This window comes from Halorubrum amylolyticum (genome assembly GCF_004114995.1).
In the GTDB taxonomy this organism is placed as follows: domain Archaea; phylum Halobacteriota; class Halobacteria; order Halobacteriales; family Haloferacaceae; genus Halorubrum; species Halorubrum amylolyticum.
This window is the reverse complement of sequence record NZ_SDJP01000001.1, coordinates 64,583-80,887: the sequence shown is the minus strand read 5'-3', so window position 1 is coordinate 80,887 and position 16,305 is coordinate 64,583. Positions and strand designations below refer to the sequence as shown.

Here is a 16,305-nt window from a genome sequence, read left to right as displayed (position 1 = left end):
GCCCTCGCCGACGCCTTTTTGAGTGGGCTCCGCGTATCGAACGTGTCTTCGATGAACGGCAACAACCCGTACGCCGGGGCACCGGGTGTGACGAACGCGGGCGAGCCCGCGGCCGTCGACCTCACTCCGGACCAGAAACGGCGCCTCCGGCGCGCGGTCGCCGGAATCGTCTCGCGAACCGAATCGTATCTCCCGGACAGCTACGCCGTCGGCTCCGAGCTGTCGGTCGGCACCAACGGGCCGCAGGCGACCGTCGCCGTCAATCCGCCCGCGGGCCACCCGGTCTCGGCCGGGTTCACGCCGGACCCCGACGAGCTGGAGGCCGGTATCGCCGACGCCGACACCGACGAGGTCGCCCGCGGGCTTGCCGCCAGCGCCGCGATGCAGGTGATGGACGCGGTCGGCGACGTGACGCCGACCGCGAAGTGAGCCCGGGCTACTCCGTCTCGACTTCCTCGACTGTTCCGTCCGTTTCTCCGACCGCATCGCTTCCCGCCGCCGTCCCTCGCGCCGACGCCGGCGGCTCCAGCGTCCCAGTTACCCGCCCGTAGATCCCGAATATCTCCTCGTAGCCGTGTTCGCTCGCGAGGATCGGGACCACGCCTTCCTTCTCGACGCGGTGGGTGTACACGTCATCCTCGGCGAACACCTCCCCGACGGGAATCTCTTCGAAGTTGGCGAAGTGGACCGCGGGCTCGCCGCCACCCTTCGGCACCTCCTCGTCGCCCTCGACGACCGTCGTCTCGGTGAACGTCGGCGGCTCGTCGTCGATCGCGCCGTGCGCGCGGAGGAACGCCAGACACGCCCCGTAGCCGAACGCGACCGCCTCCTCGCTCCCCTGTCGGCCGACCTCGATCGAGACGGTGCGGGGGACCGTGGAGTCCAGCGTCGTCCCGCGGAGGCCGCTCGCGTCGACGACGTAGTCGACGGGCATCGCCGTCACGCTCCGGCGAACTGACGGCGTGAGGTCGCTGTGGATCGCGAAGGGCGGCGGCGCGCTGTGTGAGGTGTGAAGCGCGAGCACCGCGTCCATCCCATCCAGCTCGGCCGCGAGCCGCGGCGCGAGCGCTCGCTCGTACTCGTCGCTGTCGGCGTCGCCCGGAAACGCGCGGTTCAGGTCGGTGTCCGTGTAGCGCGTCTCCGCGGCCAGCGCCGGCTCGTTGGCGACGATCAGTCGAACGATCCCCCCGCCGTCGTCGGACCCGTCCCGCTCCTCGTCGAGCTCGTCGGCGAGTCGCCTGACGATCCGCTCGCCGGCGGGCTCGTCGCCGTGGATTCCGCCGACGATCGCGACGCGGGCCGACCCCGCCGACCCGCGGTCGATCGTTTCCATGCGCTCACTACGCGCCGGCCCGGATAAAGTGTCGCCGTTCCGACCGGGAGGGTGAGACGCGGGGGTCGCCGGTGCGCGCCGGGACGCTCCCGAACGTGACGAGCCGGGAGCACGGCTGGGTGATCCGCCACGCCAGCGCGTACACGCCGTAGGCGGCCGGACCGAGCCCGCGAGCGAGGACGACGAAGTCGGTCTCTCGGTTCACGGATTCGACTACCGAACCGGTCCTCGTTCCGGTGTATATGCCGTGCGTTTCCGCACGCCGCTCCCGGTTCCGGCAGTATTTATCATGGTCGTTCACAAAGATTTATTCCGCTCACACCCCCCACCCTTTCCATGGGCACTCAACCCGTGTCGGACGGTACCGGGGATCGCGAGGCGTCGGCGGCGGACGAGTCGGCGGCGCGCTCGGATCCGGTACGCGACTCGGCACACAGTTCCGGGCGCGGTTCGGCGCTCGATCCGTCCGCCGCGGCCCTCGGCCACGACCGACCGGACGTGCCCGCCTACCGGGCTCTCGCCGCCGACCTCCGCGAGCGCGTCGACGGCGGGGTCGAGTTCGACGAGTACGCGCAGGTGCTGTACGCCACCGACGGGAGCGTGTATCAGGCGCGGCCCGCCGGCGTCGTCTACCCGACCGACGCCGACGACGTTCGGGCGGCGATGGCGGTCGCCGCCGACCGCGAGGTCCCCGTGCTGCCGCGCGGCGCGGGCTCCTCGCTGGCCGGCCAGACCGTCGGCCCGGGCTGCGTCGTCCTCGACTTCTCGCGACACATGGACGCGATCGTGGACGTGGACCCGGACGAGCGCCGCGCCGTCGTCCAGCCGGGCGTCGTGCAGGACGACCTCGACGACCGGCTCGCGGACCACGGGCTGAAGTTCGCGCCCGATCCGGCCTCCTCGGCGCGGGCGACCGTCGGCGGCGGGATCGGCAACAACTCCACCGGCGCGCACTCGGTCCGGTACGGGATCACGGACGCGTACACGGAGGAACTGCGGGTCGTGCTCGCGGACGGTGCCCTCATCGAGACCCGCGAGGTCGTCCTCGACTCACCGGAGTACGAGGCGATCGTCGCCGGTGAGGAGGGCGGCGAACGCGAGGCCGCGCTGTACGAGACGGTCCGGGGGCTCGTCGAGGACCACGAGGCGGAGATCGCGGAGCGGTACCCGACACTCAAGCGGTCCGTCTCCGGCTACAACCTCCACAAAGTCGTCTACGAGAACGACGACGGGAAGCGGGTGATCAACCTCTCGAAGCTGTTCGTCGGCGCGGAGGGGACCCTCGGCGCGGTCGTCGAGGCGACCGTCTCGCTGGTCACCCGCCCCGAGGAGACCGCGCTGGCGCTCTTCGCGTTCGACGCGCTCGACGACGCGATGCGCGCGGTGCCGGAGGCCCTCTCGTTCCCGGTGAGCGCGGTCGAGCTGATGGACGACGAGGTGTTCGCGCTCGCGGCGGGGTCGCCGGAGTTCGCGGAGTACGCCGAGCCGATCCCGGACCGCGCGACCGCCGCGCTCATGCTGGAGTGGGACTCCGAGCTGGTCGACGACTTCGAGGCCGCGATCGCGGACGCCACCGCCCACTTCGTCGAGGAGGGCGACGCCTTCGAGGCGCTGGAGGCGTACAGCGCCGCGGATCAGGCCGATCTCTGGAACCTCCGGAAGGCGGCGATCCCGCTTTTGATGAGCATGGAGGGCGACCCGAAGCCGTACCCGTTCATCGAGGACGCGTCGGTGCCTCCCGAGGAGCTGGCCGAGTACGTCGGCGAGTTCGAGGCGGTGTTGGAGGACCACAACACCTCGGCGGCGTACTTCGCGCACGCCGGGAGCGGGACGCTCCACATCCGGCCGATCCTCTCGCTGAAGGAGTCGGAGGGCGTCGAGAAGATGCACTCGATCGCCGACGACGTCACCGACCTCGTCGTCGAGCACCACGGCGCCTTCTCCGGGGAGCACGGCGACGGGCTGGCGCGCACGGAGTTCAACCCGAAGATGTACGGCGAGGAGCTGTGGAGCGCCTTCCAACAGCTCAAGTCGGCGTTCGACCCCGACTGGCGCATGAACCCCGGGAAGGTCGTCTACGTCGACGGCGACGCGGCCGCGGAGCGCGGCTACCCCGACACCGCCGCCGACACGGACATGCGCGAGCACCTCCGGTACGGTCCCGCCTACCAGTCGATCGAGCCGCAGACGACACTCGACTTCGACGACGAGGGTGGGTTCTCGCACCTCGTCGAGCTGTGTAACGGCTGCGGCACCTGCCGGGAGACCGACTCGGGCGTGATGTGTCCCACGTACCGCGCCTCCGGCGAGGAGATCCAGTCGACCCGCGGCCGGGCGAACATGCTCCGGGCCGCGATCAGCGGCGAACTCGACGACGGCGAGATCCACTCCGACCGGTTCCAGGAGGAGGTACTCGACCTGTGCGTCGGCTGTAAGGGGTGTCAGAGCGACTGTCCGACCGGCGTCGACCTCGCGAAGCTGAAGGCCGAGGTGAAACACGAACACCACGAGGAGGAGGGGGCCGGGCTCCGCGAGCGGCTCTTCCGCGACATCGACCGCCTCTCCGGAATCGCGAGCAGGCTCGCGCCGCTCTCGAACGCCGCGCCGAAGCTCCCCGGCGCCCGCGCGGTGATGGGCGCGGTCGCCGGGATCGCGCCCGAGCGCGCCCTGCCGACGTTCCGGTCCGAGAGCTTCGAAGCGTGGTTCGAGCGGCGGGGCGGCTCGACCGTCTCCCCGGCGGCGGCGGTCGACACGGTCGCGCTGTTCCCGGACACCTACACGAACTACAGCTACCCCGCGGCCGGCAAGGCGGCGGTCGCGGTGCTTGAGGCCGCGGACGTCCGCGTCGAGGTCCCCGACGACCTCGCGCCCTCGGGGCGGGCCGCGTTCTCGACGGGGTTTCTCGACGCCGCCCGCGAGCGCGCCGCCGCCAACGTCGCGGCGCTCGCGCCCCGCGTCCGAGAGGGGCAGTCGGTCCTCTTCGTCGAGCCCTCTGACGCGGTGATGTTCCAGGACGAGTACCTCGACCTGCTCGACGGTGACGACGTCGAGGCCGTCTCCGCGGCCGCGTACGGGGCCTTGGAGTACCTCGACGCCGGCCGGATCGACGAGCGGCTGGCGTTCGACGCGCCCGCCGAGTCGCTGACCTACCACGGTCACTGCAACCAGAAGGCGACGAACCGGGACCACCACGCGGTCGGCGTGCTCCGGCGCGCGGGGTACGGGGTCGACCCGCTCGACTCCTCCTGTTGCGGGATGGCGGGTTCGTTCGGCTACGAGGCCGAGCACTACGACCTCTCGCAGGCGATCGGCGAGATTCTCTTCGATCAGGTCGACGCGAGCGACGGGGAGGTCGCGACCGCCCCCGGCGCCTCCTGTCGGTCGCAGCTCGGAGACCGAGAGGGCGGGACGACGCCGCCGCACCCGATCGAGAAGGTGGCCGAGGCGCTCGACGAGTGAGCGCCGACCCGCCGCCGCGGCGCGTCCGCGCTCCCCGGCCTCACCAGCGCTGGTGGACGTGCTCGCGGACGAACTCGTCGTACACGTCCGCGACGGCCTCGCGGTCGGCCTCGACCGCGCCGACGTCGCCGAGCGTTCGGTGGTGCATGTTCGCTTTCACCTGATCGGGGCGACGGCAAGGGCGTTCCAGAGACGGAGCCGTCGGCGGGAGGTCGGGATGCGGTCAGCGAGGCGGTCGAGAATGAGATCCGCGAGGCGGTCGATTTTTGACGAGTGGGCTCCGACGAGACGTATGACCATCGATCCCGCCGAGATCGCCGACCTCATCGAGGCCGGCGTCCCCGACGCCGTCGCCCGCGTGACGACCCCCCGCGTCCACGACGACGAGGACGAGGACGCCCACTTCGCGGCGTGGGTCGTTTCGCCCGCCTTCGAAGGGGAGTCGCTCGTCGACCAGCACCAGCGCGTGTACGACGCCGTCGGCGACCACATGACCCGGTCGGTCCACGCCTTAGAGATCAAGACGTACACCCCCGAGGCGTACGCGGAACACGGCGACGGGACGCTCGACGACGAACTCCGCGAGGCGGGGCTGTTCCCGGTCGACGAGGCGTAACGACCCGAGGTCGATCCGCACCACCGCCCCGCCTGACCATGCCCTCACCCCTCCGATGCGCCCTCCGCGGCATCCTCTCGGGAGTCTCCGCACTGGCGTTCGTCGCGCTGGGAGGCGCCCTCTACGCTCGTGCCGCGCCGCCGAGGGTCCTCGCCGGCCTCGCCGTCGTCGCGGTCGGGACGCTGCTGGCCGCCGGTGGTCGGTCGGCGGTGCTCGAACTGCTCGGACGCGGACCGGCCGCGGACGGGGGTACGACCGCCGACAGCCTCCCCGACGACGACCCCGACTGGTGGCTCGCCCGGATCGAGCCCGCGCTCGACGACTCTTGGAACCGTTGGTCCGAGGTCGTCCTGACCGTCGGGCTCGCGGCGGTCGGCGTCGGCTCCTTCGCGCTGCTGGTGACCCACCCCGGCGAGGAGCCGCCGCTCGGGCTGCTCGTGACCGGGACGCTCGGGATCAACGGCGCGCTGATGACGCTGGCGTTCGTGTTCGAGTGAGTCGCGTTCGAGTGAGTCGCGTTCGAGCGAGTCGCGTTCGGCTGAGGAACGCGTGCGTGCCAAACCGGCTTCCCGCGGCGCGGGAACCGTGGCCGCTTCCAGTAGCTTTTACCCGGTCTCGCGGGAACGCGCACGCATGGGTGATGACTACCGCACGGAGGAGGACAGCCTCGGGGAGATGCAGGTGCCGGCGGACGCCTACTGGGGGGCACAGACCCAGCGCGCCGTCGAGAACTTCCCCGTTTCGGGGATTCCGATGAGCCGCCGGTTCATCCGCGCGCTCGGCGTCGTCAAGAAGGCGGCCGCGCAGGCCAACCGTGATCTGGGCCTCATCGACGACGACACCGCAGACGCCATCGTCGCCGCCGCCGACGAGGTCATCGCCGGCGACCACGACGACCAGTTCCCCGTCGACGTGTTCCAGACCGGCTCCGGCACCTCATCGAACATGAACGCCAACGAAGTCATCGCCAACCGCGCCGCCGAACTCGTCGGCGCCGAGATCGGCGACCGCGTCGTCCACCCCAACGACCACGTCAACTACGGGCAGTCGTCAAACGACGTGATCCCGACCGCGATGCACGTCGCCTCCCTCGAAGCCGTCGAGAAGGACCTCGTGCCCGCGCTCGAAACGCTCCACGCCGAACTCGAAGCCAAGGAGACCGCGTTCGACGGCGTCGTCAAGACCGGCCGGACGCACCTGCAGGACGCCACCCCGATCCGGCTCGGACAGGAGTTCAGCGGCTACCGGACGCAGGTCGCGAAGGGCATCGAGCGCGCCGAGACCGTCCAGTCGAACCTCCGCGAGCTCGCGCTGGGCGGCACCGCGGTCGGCACGGGGCTCAACACGCACCCCGAGTTCCCGGATCTCGCCGCCGAGTACATCTCCGACGAGACGAACACCACGTTCCGCGAGGCCGACAACCACTTCGAGGCGCAGGCCGCCCACGACGCCATGAGCGAGGCTCACGGCGCGCTCCGCACGATCGCCGGCAGCCTCAACAAGATGGCCAACGACCTGCGACTGTTGGCTTCCGGTCCCCGAAACGGCCTCGGCGAGGTCGAACAGCCCGAGAACCAGCCCGGCTCGTCGATCATGCCCGGGAAGATCAACCCGGTCGTCGCGGAGTCGGTCAACCAAGTCCACAAGCAGGTCGTCGGCAACGACGCCGCGGTCTCCGCCGGCGCCGCCCGCGGCGAGATCGACCTGAACCTCTATAAACCCGTCATCGCCCACAACTTCCTCGAGTCCGCGGAGCTACTCTCGAACGTCGCGGCGACGTTCGGCGAGCGCTTCGTCGCGAAGCTCGAGGCCAACGAGGAGCACTGCGAGACGCGCGTCGAGCAGTCGATGGCGCTCGCGACCGCACTCAACCCCGCGATCGGCTACGACAAGGCCTCGAAGGTCGCGAAGACGGCGCTGAAGGAGGGCAAAAGCGTGCGCGAGGCCGCGGTCGACGCCGGCTACCTCACCGAGGAGGAAGCCGACGACGTGCTCGATCCCGAGGCGATGACCCATCGCGTCATCCTCGGCGACGACGACTGAGGGCCGGCGAGGGGCGAACCGGGGCGACGACCGAACTGGGAGCGCCGAGAGCGCCGGAGACCCCGCGTCCCGTGCCGGCGCCGCGGGACGCGATTCGCGCCGGATCGGCACCATTTAAGCCGCAGTCGGTCCGGTTTGCAAACGGATGAAACTACACGAACATCAAGCGAAGACTATCTTCGCCGACGCCGGGATTCCGGTCCCGGACTCCCGGCTCGCGACGACCGTCGACGAGGCGCTCGACGCGGTCGACGAGATCGGCTACCCGGCCGCGATCAAGGCGCAGGTCCACGTCGGCGGCCGCGGCAAGGCCGGCGGGATCAAGATCGCGACCGACCGCGAGGAGGCCGAGCAGTACGCCGAGGAGATCCTCGGCATGGATCTGAAGGGGTACACCGTCGACTCGGTCCTCGTCGAGGCCGGCGTCGACTTCGTCGACGAGCTGTACGTCGGCGTCACGATGGACCGCGGCGAGGGCAAACCGGTCCTGATGGTCTCGACCGAAGGCGGCGTGAACATCGAGGAGGTCGCCGAGGAGACCCCCGACGCGATCGCCCGCGAGCACGTCGATCCCGCGTTCGGGCTCCACCCGTATCAGGCCCGGAAGGTCGTCTACGAGGCCGGCGTCGACGCCGACGTGGCGCTCGACGTGGCCTCGATCCTCACGACGCTGTACGACCTGTACGAGGAGAACGACGCCTCGGAGATCGAGGTCAACCCCGTCATGATCACGGGCGACCGCGACGTGATCGCCGCCGACGCCGTGATGAACATCGACGAGGACGCGCTGTTCCGCCAGCCCGACCTCGCCGAGATGGCCGAGGAGTCCTACGAGGACGACTTAGAGCGGAAGGCCGGCGAGTACGGCTTCGACTACGTCCGCCTGTCGGGTAACGTCGGCATCATCGGCAACGGCGCCGGCCTCGTGATGACGACGCTCGACCTGGTCGACTACTACGGCGGCGCGCCCGCGAACTTCCTCGACATCGGCGGCGGCGCGAAGGCGGAGCGCGTCACGCAGGCGCTCGATATGGTGTTCTCCGACGACAACGTCGACGCGGTCGTGTTCAACATCTTCGGCGGGATCACCCGCGGCGACGAGGTCGCCAAGGGGATCAACGAGGCCTTAGGGCAGTTCGACGAGATCCCCAAGAAGGTGGTCGTCCGGCTCGCCGGCACGAACGCCGAGGAGGGGATGGAGATCCTGAACACCGACCTCGTCGAGGTCGAGAAGACGCTGGAGGACGCGGTCCAGCGTGCGGTGAAAAACGCCGAGGAGGTGGCCCAATGAGCATTTTCGTCGACGACGACACCAGAGTGGTTGTACAGGGTATCACCGGCGGGGAAGGGAAGTTCCACGCCGGGCAGATGATCGAGTACGGCACCAACGTCGTCGCCGGCGCGGTGCCCGGCAAGGGCGGCCAGGAGGTCGACGGCGTCCCCGTCTACGACACCGTCGACGAGGCCGTGGAGGCGGAGAACGCGGACGCCTCCGTGATCTTCGTGCCGCCGGCGTTCGCCGCCGACGCGGTCTTCGAGTCGCTCGACACGGACCTCGATCTGGCGGTCGCGATCACCGAAGGAATTCCGACGCAGGACATGGCGAAGGTGAACAAGCGCCTTTCGGAGACCGACACCCGCCTCATCGGCCCGAACTGTCCGGGCATCATCACGCCCGGCGAGGCGAAGCTCGGTATCCTCCCCGGCAACATCTTCTCGGACGGCAACGTCGGGCTCGTCTCCCGCTCCGGCACCCTCACCTACCAGGTCGTCGATAACCTCACCGAGCGCGGGCTCGGCCAGTCGACCGCCATCGGCATCGGCGGCGACCCGATCATCGGCACCTCCTTCATCGACGCCCTCGACGCGTTCGAGAGCGACCCCGACACCGACGCGGTCGTGATGTGCGGCGAGATCGGCGGCGAAGACGAGGAGCAGGCCGCCCGCTTCATCGGCGAGAACATGGACACGCCGGTCGCCGGCTTCATCGCCGGCCGCACCGCGCCGCCGGGCAAGCGCATGGGCCACGCGGGCGCCATCGTCTCTGGCTCCGGCACGGGCACCGCGCAGTCGAAGATCGACGCGCTCAACGACGCGGGCGTCCCCGTCGGCGACACCCCCGAAGAGGTCGCCGACCACGTCGAGGAGTTCCTGTAGGCCGGTTCCGAGGAACGTCGTGATGGGGGGAGCACCCCGCTGCCTCCGTTCCCGTGCCGTTCCCGGTTTCGGAAATCGGAGCGAAAGGTAAAATTGCCCGTAGAGCGACGTGCGCCCATGGATACCGATCCCGCGGACGGTCGGGACGGACCGGAGGCCGACGCCTTCCGGGGGTCGGAGCCCGCGGGGGGCGGACCGCGACGGGTGCTCCTCGTCGACGACGAGCCGGGCGCCGCCGACCTCGCGGCCACGCACGTCGAGCGACTCGTCGACGGGGTAGAGACGGTGACGCGGACCGCACCCGCGGACGCGATCGCGGTCGTCCGCGACGAGCGGGTGGACTGCGTCGTCAGCGACTACAACATGCCCGGCACCGACGGGCTCGAACTCCTCGAAGCGGTCCGGTCGATCGATCCGGGGCTCCCGTTCGTGCTGTTCACCGGCCGGGGGAGCGAGGAGCTCGCGAGCGAGGCGATCTCGGCGGGCGTCACCGACTACCTCCAGAAGGGGGTCGGCCGCGACCGGTACGAGATGCTCGCGAACAGCGTCGAGAACGCCCTCGACCGGCGCCGGGCCGAGCGCGACCTCCGGGAGGTGAACGCCAAGGTCACCGCGATCCACGAGTTCGCGACCGAGGTGTCCGGGGCCGAGAACGCCCACGAGGTGTTCAGGCGGGTCGTCGACGCCGCCGAGGGCATCCTGGAGTTCGACCGCTGCGTCACCGCGCGGCGCCGCGACGGCCGGCTCGTGCCCGCGGTGCTCTCGGACACCGTCGGCGAGGACGAGGTCAGGACGTTCGACCTCGACGAGGGCGTCGTCGGGACCACCGTCGCCGAGGAGCGGACGATCGTCGTCGACAACATCAGCGTCGACCCGGCGGACCCAGACGACCTCGAAGACCCGGAGAACCCCGGGGGGCCGGGGCCGAAGCAGACGGCCGACGGGGAGACGGACGCCGGCGCCGCGGGCGGGGGCGACGCGGAGGGGCCCGCCGACACAGAGGAGCTGGCCGACCCGGAAGAGCTGGCCGACCCGGTGGCCGACGACATCCGCTCGGCGATCAGCGTCCCGATCGGATCATACGGGGCGTTTCAGGCCATCTCTGACGGATACGCGGCGTTCGACGACGGCGACGTGGAGTTCGCGGAGCTGCTGGCGGCCCACACCGCCGACGCGCTCGAACAGATCGAGACCGAGAACGCGCTCAGGGCCGAGCGCGACAGGCTCTCCGCGCTGTTCGAGGACCTGCCGCTGCCCGTCGCCAGGACCACGTCCGGGGAGGGGGACGAGCGTCGCCTCGACGCCACCAACGAGGCGTTCGAGGAGACGTTCGGGTTCTCCGAGGCGGAGCACGACTACGAGACGATCCGCGGGGCGATCATTCCCGACGACGGGGATGTCGTCGACCCGGCCGCGGTGATCGCGGACGACGAGCCGATCCGCCGGGAGGTGCGCCGGCAGACCACAGACGGGCTCCGCGATTTCATCCTCAACGTGATCCCGGTCGAGCGACCGGACGAGACGATCGTCTACAACGTCTACGCCGACATCGGCGAGCAGAAGCGGGTCGAGCGCACCCTCCGGCGGCTCCACGAGACGACCCGCGAGATGTTCCGCGGCGAGGACCGCGAGGAGGTCGCCGCGCTCGCGGGGCGCGCGGCGATCGACATCCTGGAGTTCCCGAGCAGCGGCGTCAGGCTGTACGACCCAGACGCGGAGGCGCTGCTCCCGACGGCCATCTCCGAGGAGGCGACCGACGCCCTCGGTGAGCGGCCCGCCTTCGGTCCCGGCGACGGGCGTCTCTGGGAGGCGTTCGAGACCGGCGAGCCGGTCGCCGTCGACGACCTCGACGCGGTCGAGACGGCCATCGGCTACGGCGACCTCCGGAGCCTGCTCGTCGTCCCGCTCGGCGACCACGGCGTGATGCCGCTCGGCGCCCGGGAGTCGGGCTTTTTCGACGACACCGCGACGCAGCTGGCGCGGGTGTTGGCCGCGAACGTCACCGTCGCGCTCGACCACGCACGGCGCACGGCCCAGCTCCGCGAGCGCGACGCGGAGCTCCAGCGGGAGATCGATCGGCTGGAGAAGTTCGCCGGAGTCGTCTCGCACGACCTCCGGAACCCGCTCAACGTCGCCGCCGGCCGGCTCGACCTCGCCCGAGCGAGCGTCGACGGCGACGCCGCCCTCGACGAGCTCGATCGGATCGCGGACGCCCACGATCGGATGAGGGAACTCATCGACGACCTCCTCGCGCTGGCGCGGCAGGGGCGGACCGCCGACGAGGTCGAGTCGGTCGCCCTCGCCGACGCGGCCGAACAGGCGTGGCGGACCGTCGACACGGCGGGCGCGAGGCTGGAGCTTCCCGAGGAGTCGCTCGCGGTCGACGCCGACCCCGAGCGGCTGCGCACCCTGCTGGAGAACCTGTTCACGAACAGTATCGAGCACGGCTCGGCTCGCAGTCGGGCGAAGCCCGACGACAGCGTGGAAGACGGTTCCACCGGCAGCCGGACGGAATCCGGCGTCACCGTCGGCGTCGGCGCGCTCCCGGACGGGTTCTACGTCGCGGACGACGGGACCGGGTTCGACATCGACCCCGACGAGGCGACCGAGTACGGGGCCTCGGCCGAGCCGAACGGAACGGGGTTCGGGCTCGCGATCGTCCGCGAGATCGCGACCGCCCACGGCTGGACGTTCGACGTCCTCGACGAGGACGGAGCGCGGTTCGCGTTCCGGACCGGCGGCTGACCGGGCGGCGCTCCGGACGAAGGGGTACATAAAACGGTCGTGGACGTGCGGCGGGGGCGCACACCCGGGCCACGGTTATGGCCGACTCGACCGTTTACTTCGGATATGGACGAAGCCACCCGCGAGCTACTCGACCCGCTCCCGCCGAGCGCCAAGCTGGTCTACTACGTCCTCGACGAGGAGGGCCGGTTCGACCAGACCGGGCTCGCCGAGGAGACTCGCCTCTCGACCCGAACCGTCCGGTTCGCGGTCGAGAAGCTCACCGAGGTCGGGCTCGTCGAGGAGGGGCTCTGCCCCAAGGACGCCCGCCGGTCGGTGTACGCGCCCGTCCCCGAGTCGGAGCGGTCGACCGGCTCCGAGCCCGAGGCCGCCTCCGAACCCGAGGCCGCCTCCGAGCCCGACGCGGAGGCGCCGACGGCGACCGCGGTCGCCGAGGACTGAGGCCGGCCGAACCGTCTCCCCCCGATCGGGTCCCCTCCCCGATCCGTCGCGTTTTTGCCCGCGCGACCGGTAGTGAGCCCACTCGATGGCGACGTATCACATCGAAACGTACGGCTGTAGTTCCAACCGGGGCGAGAGCCGGCAGATAGAGCGGGCGCTGCGCGACGGCGGCCACCGCCCGGCCGACGGTCCCGAAGACGCCGACGTCGCCATCCTCAACACCTGTACGGTCGTCGAGAAGACGGAGCGGAACATGCTCCGGCGCGCCGAGGAGCTGGAGGAGGTCACCGCGGAGCTCGTCGTCACCGGCTGCATGGCGCTCGCGCAGGGCGAGCTGTTCGCGGAGGCCGACGTCGACGCCGAGATCCTCCACTGGGACGAGGTGCCCTCGTACGTGCTCAACGGCGAGTGCCCCACCGTCACCCCGGACGCGGAGCCCGTCCTCGACGGCGTCGTCGGCATCCTCCCCATCGCGCGCGGCTGCATGAGCAACTGCTCGTACTGCATCACGAAGTTCGCCACCGGGCGGGTCGACTCCCCCTCGGTCGAGGAGAACGTCGAGAAGGCCCGCGCGCTGGTCCACGCCGGCGCCAAGGAGATCCGCGTGACCGGACAGGACACCGGCGTGTACGGCTGGGACGACGGCGACCGGAAGCTGCCGGAGCTGCTCGACCGGATCTGCGACATCGACGGCGAGTTCCGAGTGCGGCTCGGGATGGCCAACCCCGGCGGCATCCACGGCATCCACGAGGAGCTGGCCGACGTGTTCGCCGACAACGAGGAGCTGTACGACTTCGTCCACGCGCCGGTCCAGTCCGGCTCCGACGAGGTGCTCGAGGAGATGCGGCGCCAGCACCGCGTCGAGAAGTTCCGTGAGGTCGTCGCGACGTTCGACGACCGGCTCGACCACTGGACGCTCTCGACCGACTTCATCGTCGGCTTCCCCACGGAGACCGAGGCCGACCACGAGCGGTCGATGGACCTGCTCGCCGAGGTCCGCCCGGAGAAGATCAACGTCACGCGCTTCTCGAAGCGCCCCGGAACCGACGCCGCCGAGATGAAGGGGCTCGGCGGGACCGTCAAGAAGGAGCGCTCGAAGGCGATGTCGGAGCTGAAGATGGAGGTCGTCGGCGAGGCGTACGAGTCGATGGTCGGCGAGACCTTCGAGGTGCTCGTCGTCGAGGAGGGAACCGGCGACTCCGTGAAGTGCCGCGACGGCGCCTACCGACAGATCATCGTCCAGAACGCGCCCGAGCGCGGCGTCGCAGTGGGCGATTTCTTGGAAGTCGAGGTGACCGGCCACAACACCGTCTACGCGTTCGGCGAGCCGGTCGACGAAGCGCCGTCGGACACCGCGGGCGTCGACGACGCCGGTCGGGTCCCTGGCGACGACTGACCCTCACCCCTCGTAGATCAGCTCGACCTCGTCGGCGAAGCGGTCCAGAATGTTGCGCCGCTTCTTCTTCATCGTCGGCGTGAGCAGGCCGTTCTCCTCGGTGAACTCCTCTTCGACCACCCGGAACTGCTTAATCTGCTCGTACCGCTCGAACTCCTCGTTGACGCGGTCGACCTCCTCCTGAATCCGCTCGCGGACCCGGTCGTCGCGGCAGATCTCCCTGCGGTCGTCGGGGAGGTCGATGCCGCGCGTGTCGGCCCACGCCGCCACCTTCTCGAAGTCCGGGACGATGAGCGCGGAGACGAACTTCCGGCCGTCGCCGAGCACGACGCACTGCTCGACGAACTCGTTCGCGGCGAACCGGTCTTCGATCGGGCCGGGCGCGACGTTCTTCCCGGTCGAGAGCACGAGCAACTGCTTCGCACGCTCGCGGAAGGCGACGTACCCGTCCGGCCGGAGCTGGACGATGTCGCCGGTGTGGAACCACGGATCGTCGGGGTCGCCGTCGCGTTCTTCGGGGGGCGTGCCGGCGACGACGGCGTCCTCCGGGAGCCGGTCCGGCTCGGTGAACGCCTCCGCGGTCGTGTCCGGGCGGTTCCAGTAGCCGTCGGTCACCTGCGGGCCGCGCACGAGCAGTTCGCCGACGTCGCCCGCGAGGTCCGCGACCGCCTCGCCGACGACCGTCCCGTCGATCGCGACCTCGGTGTCGACCACCGGCGGGCCGATGGTTCCGACCGTCGGCTCCTCCGGCGGGTTGACGCTGATGACGGGCGAGGTCTCCGTCAGTCCGTACCCCTCTAGAATGGGCAGGTCCATCGCGTGATACAGCGCGCACAGCTCCGCCGACAGCGACCCGCCGCCGGAGATGAAGAAATCGACGTTGCCGCCGATCGCCTCCCGGACCGACGAGAAGACGAGCCGGTCGGCGACCGCGCGCTTGGCGTCGAGTATCGCGCCCGGCTCGTCGGCCTCGTGGTGAGCCCGTCCCACGTCGACCGCCCACTCGAAGATGCGTTCTTTGACCGGCGACTCGCTCGCCTGCTCGCGGATCGCGTCGTACAGCTTCTCGTAGACGCGCGGGACGCTCGTGGTCGTCGTCGGGCGCACGAGCCCGAAGTCCTCCCGCAGGGTGTCGGGGCTCTCGGCGTATCCGACGGTCGCGCCCGCCGCGAACATCATGTAGTGGCCGGCGAGCCGCTCGAAGACGTGCGCGAGGGGGAGAAAGGAGAGCGTCGTCGACTCGGCGCTGATCCCCGGCACGTCGCCGTCGCGGTCCGGGCGGTCGGCGAACCGCCGGTAACACTGATTGACGTTCTCCCGGAAGTTGGCGTGGGTGAGACGGACGCCCTTCGGCTGGCCCGTGGTCCCGGAGGTGTAGATGAGGCTCGCGAGGTCCCCGACCTCGATCGCGTCGATCCACGACTGGTAGGCCTCCTCGTCGAACGCCTCGTCGCCGAGGGCGTGGACCTCTCCGAGGGTGTACACGTCGTCGGCGGAGAGCCCGGTGTCACCGTCGCCTCCCGCGCCACCACCGATCTCCGCGTCGAGATCGGTCGTGTCCACGTCGTCGAACGTCACGACCGCGTCGAGGTCGTGGTTGAGGTCGTCGGCGACCCCGAGCACCTCGTCGAGCAGCTCGCGGTTCTCCGCGACCACGACGGTCGCGCCCGGGTCCTCGATCAGGTACCGGACTTGGCTCGGCGAGGAGGAGGCGTACACGGTCGTGACGGTCGCGCCCGCTGCCAGCGCCGCGAAGTCGGTCTGGGCCCACTCCATCCGGGTCTGCGCGTACAGCGCCACGCGGGTGTCGCCGTCGACGCCGAGTTCGCGGAGCCCGGCCGCGAGCCGCCGGACGATCGCGCGCATCTCGGCGTAGGTCACGTCCGCGTACTCGCCCGCCGAGGCGGGCGGGAGCACCCCGGCGGAGACCAGCGACCGGTCGTAGATCCCCCCCTTGTACCGCTGGGCGAACCGGTCCGCGTTGCGCTCGGCGGACCGCTCGAAGGTACGCGGGAGCGTCTCTCGGGCGACGACGTCGTCCGCGAACTCCCGCTCCGCCTCTCGCCAGTTCATACCACGAACTCCCGCCCAAACGGGATAAACGATCGGGTAGTT

General features: G+C 70.4%; 13 protein-coding genes. 10 read left to right on the top strand and 3 right to left on the bottom strand.

Annotated features, from left to right (window positions below; all coding sequences use genetic code 11):
- The first annotated feature begins 51 nt into the window (after positions 1-51).
- On the top strand, positions 52-429 hold the full coding sequence (locus ESO89_RS00370; RefSeq protein ID WP_128904091.1) for a DUF5811 family protein: 378 nt from the start codon (positions 52-54) through the stop codon (positions 427-429).
- Between the two features lie 7 nt (positions 430-436).
- Here ESO89_RS00370 and ESO89_RS00365 read toward each other — a convergent pair whose 3' ends face one another.
- Both ESO89_RS00365 and ESO89_RS00360 read right to left on the bottom strand, forming a co-directional pair.
- On the bottom strand, positions 437-1,333 hold the full coding sequence (locus tag ESO89_RS00365; RefSeq protein ID WP_128903712.1) for a M14 family metallopeptidase: 897 nt from the start codon (positions 1,331-1,333) through the stop codon (positions 437-439).
- Between the two features lie 7 nt (positions 1,334-1,340).
- Positions 1,341-1,538 (bottom strand): hypothetical protein, encoded by a 198-nt coding sequence (locus ESO89_RS00360; RefSeq protein ID WP_128903711.1) that lies wholly within the window; start codon positions 1,536-1,538, stop codon positions 1,341-1,343.
- Between the two features lie 131 nt (positions 1,539-1,669).
- Here ESO89_RS00360 and ESO89_RS00355 point away from each other — a divergent pair, with 131 nt between their 5' ends.
- The 9 genes from ESO89_RS00355 to ESO89_RS00315 all read left to right on the top strand — a co-directional run bounded on the left by ESO89_RS00355 (position 1,670) and on the right by ESO89_RS00315 (position 14,190).
- Positions 1,670-4,792 (top strand): FAD-binding and (Fe-S)-binding domain-containing protein, encoded by a 3,123-nt coding sequence (locus ESO89_RS00355; protein WP_128903710.1) that lies wholly within the window; start codon positions 1,670-1,672, stop codon positions 4,790-4,792.
- A gap of 292 nt (positions 4,793-5,084) precedes the next feature.
- Positions 5,085-5,408: a BolA family protein gene (locus tag ESO89_RS00350; protein ID WP_128903709.1), complete on the top strand. Its 324-nt coding sequence runs from the start codon at positions 5,085-5,087 to the stop codon at positions 5,406-5,408.
- A 38-nt stretch (positions 5,409-5,446) separates the two neighbouring features.
- Positions 5,447-5,905, top strand: coding sequence for a hypothetical protein (locus tag ESO89_RS00345; RefSeq protein ID WP_128903708.1), 459 nt, complete (start codon positions 5,447-5,449; stop codon positions 5,903-5,905).
- 136 nt (positions 5,906-6,041) lie between these two features.
- The gene (locus tag ESO89_RS00340; RefSeq protein WP_128903707.1) at positions 6,042-7,451 is read left to right on the top strand and encodes a class II fumarate hydratase; all 1,410 of its coding nucleotides are present in this window, start codon (positions 6,042-6,044) and stop codon (positions 7,449-7,451) included.
- Positions 7,452-7,596: 145 nt separating this feature from the next.
- The gene (sucC, locus tag ESO89_RS00335; protein WP_128903706.1) at positions 7,597-8,742 is read left to right on the top strand and encodes an ADP-forming succinate--CoA ligase subunit beta; all 1,146 of its coding nucleotides are present in this window, start codon (positions 7,597-7,599) and stop codon (positions 8,740-8,742) included.
- Entirely contained in the window at positions 8,739-9,608 is an 870-nt protein-coding gene (gene sucD, locus ESO89_RS00330) for a succinate--CoA ligase subunit alpha (protein WP_128903705.1), read from the top strand. Before sucC ends, sucD begins: the two co-directional genes overlap by 4 nt.
- A 117-nt stretch (positions 9,609-9,725) precedes the next feature.
- Entirely contained in the window at positions 9,726-12,353 is a 2,628-nt protein-coding gene (locus ESO89_RS00325; protein WP_128903704.1) for a hybrid sensor histidine kinase/response regulator, read from the top strand.
- Between the two features lie 105 nt (positions 12,354-12,458).
- Positions 12,459-12,794 (top strand): helix-turn-helix domain-containing protein, encoded by a 336-nt coding sequence (locus ESO89_RS00320; protein WP_128903703.1) that lies wholly within the window; start codon positions 12,459-12,461, stop codon positions 12,792-12,794.
- Between the two features lie 85 nt (positions 12,795-12,879).
- The gene (locus ESO89_RS00315; RefSeq protein ID WP_128903702.1) at positions 12,880-14,190 is read left to right on the top strand and encodes a tRNA (N(6)-L-threonylcarbamoyladenosine(37)-C(2))-methylthiotransferase; all 1,311 of its coding nucleotides are present in this window, start codon (positions 12,880-12,882) and stop codon (positions 14,188-14,190) included.
- A gap of 3 nt (positions 14,191-14,193) precedes the next feature.
- Here ESO89_RS00315 and ESO89_RS00310 read toward each other — a convergent pair whose 3' ends face one another.
- Positions 14,194-16,263 carry an AMP-dependent synthetase/ligase gene (locus ESO89_RS00310; RefSeq protein WP_128903701.1) on the bottom strand — a complete coding sequence of 690 codons (2,070 nt, stop codon included), beginning with the start codon at positions 16,261-16,263 and terminating at the stop codon, positions 14,194-14,196.
- Between the last annotated feature and the right edge of the window lie 42 nt (positions 16,264-16,305).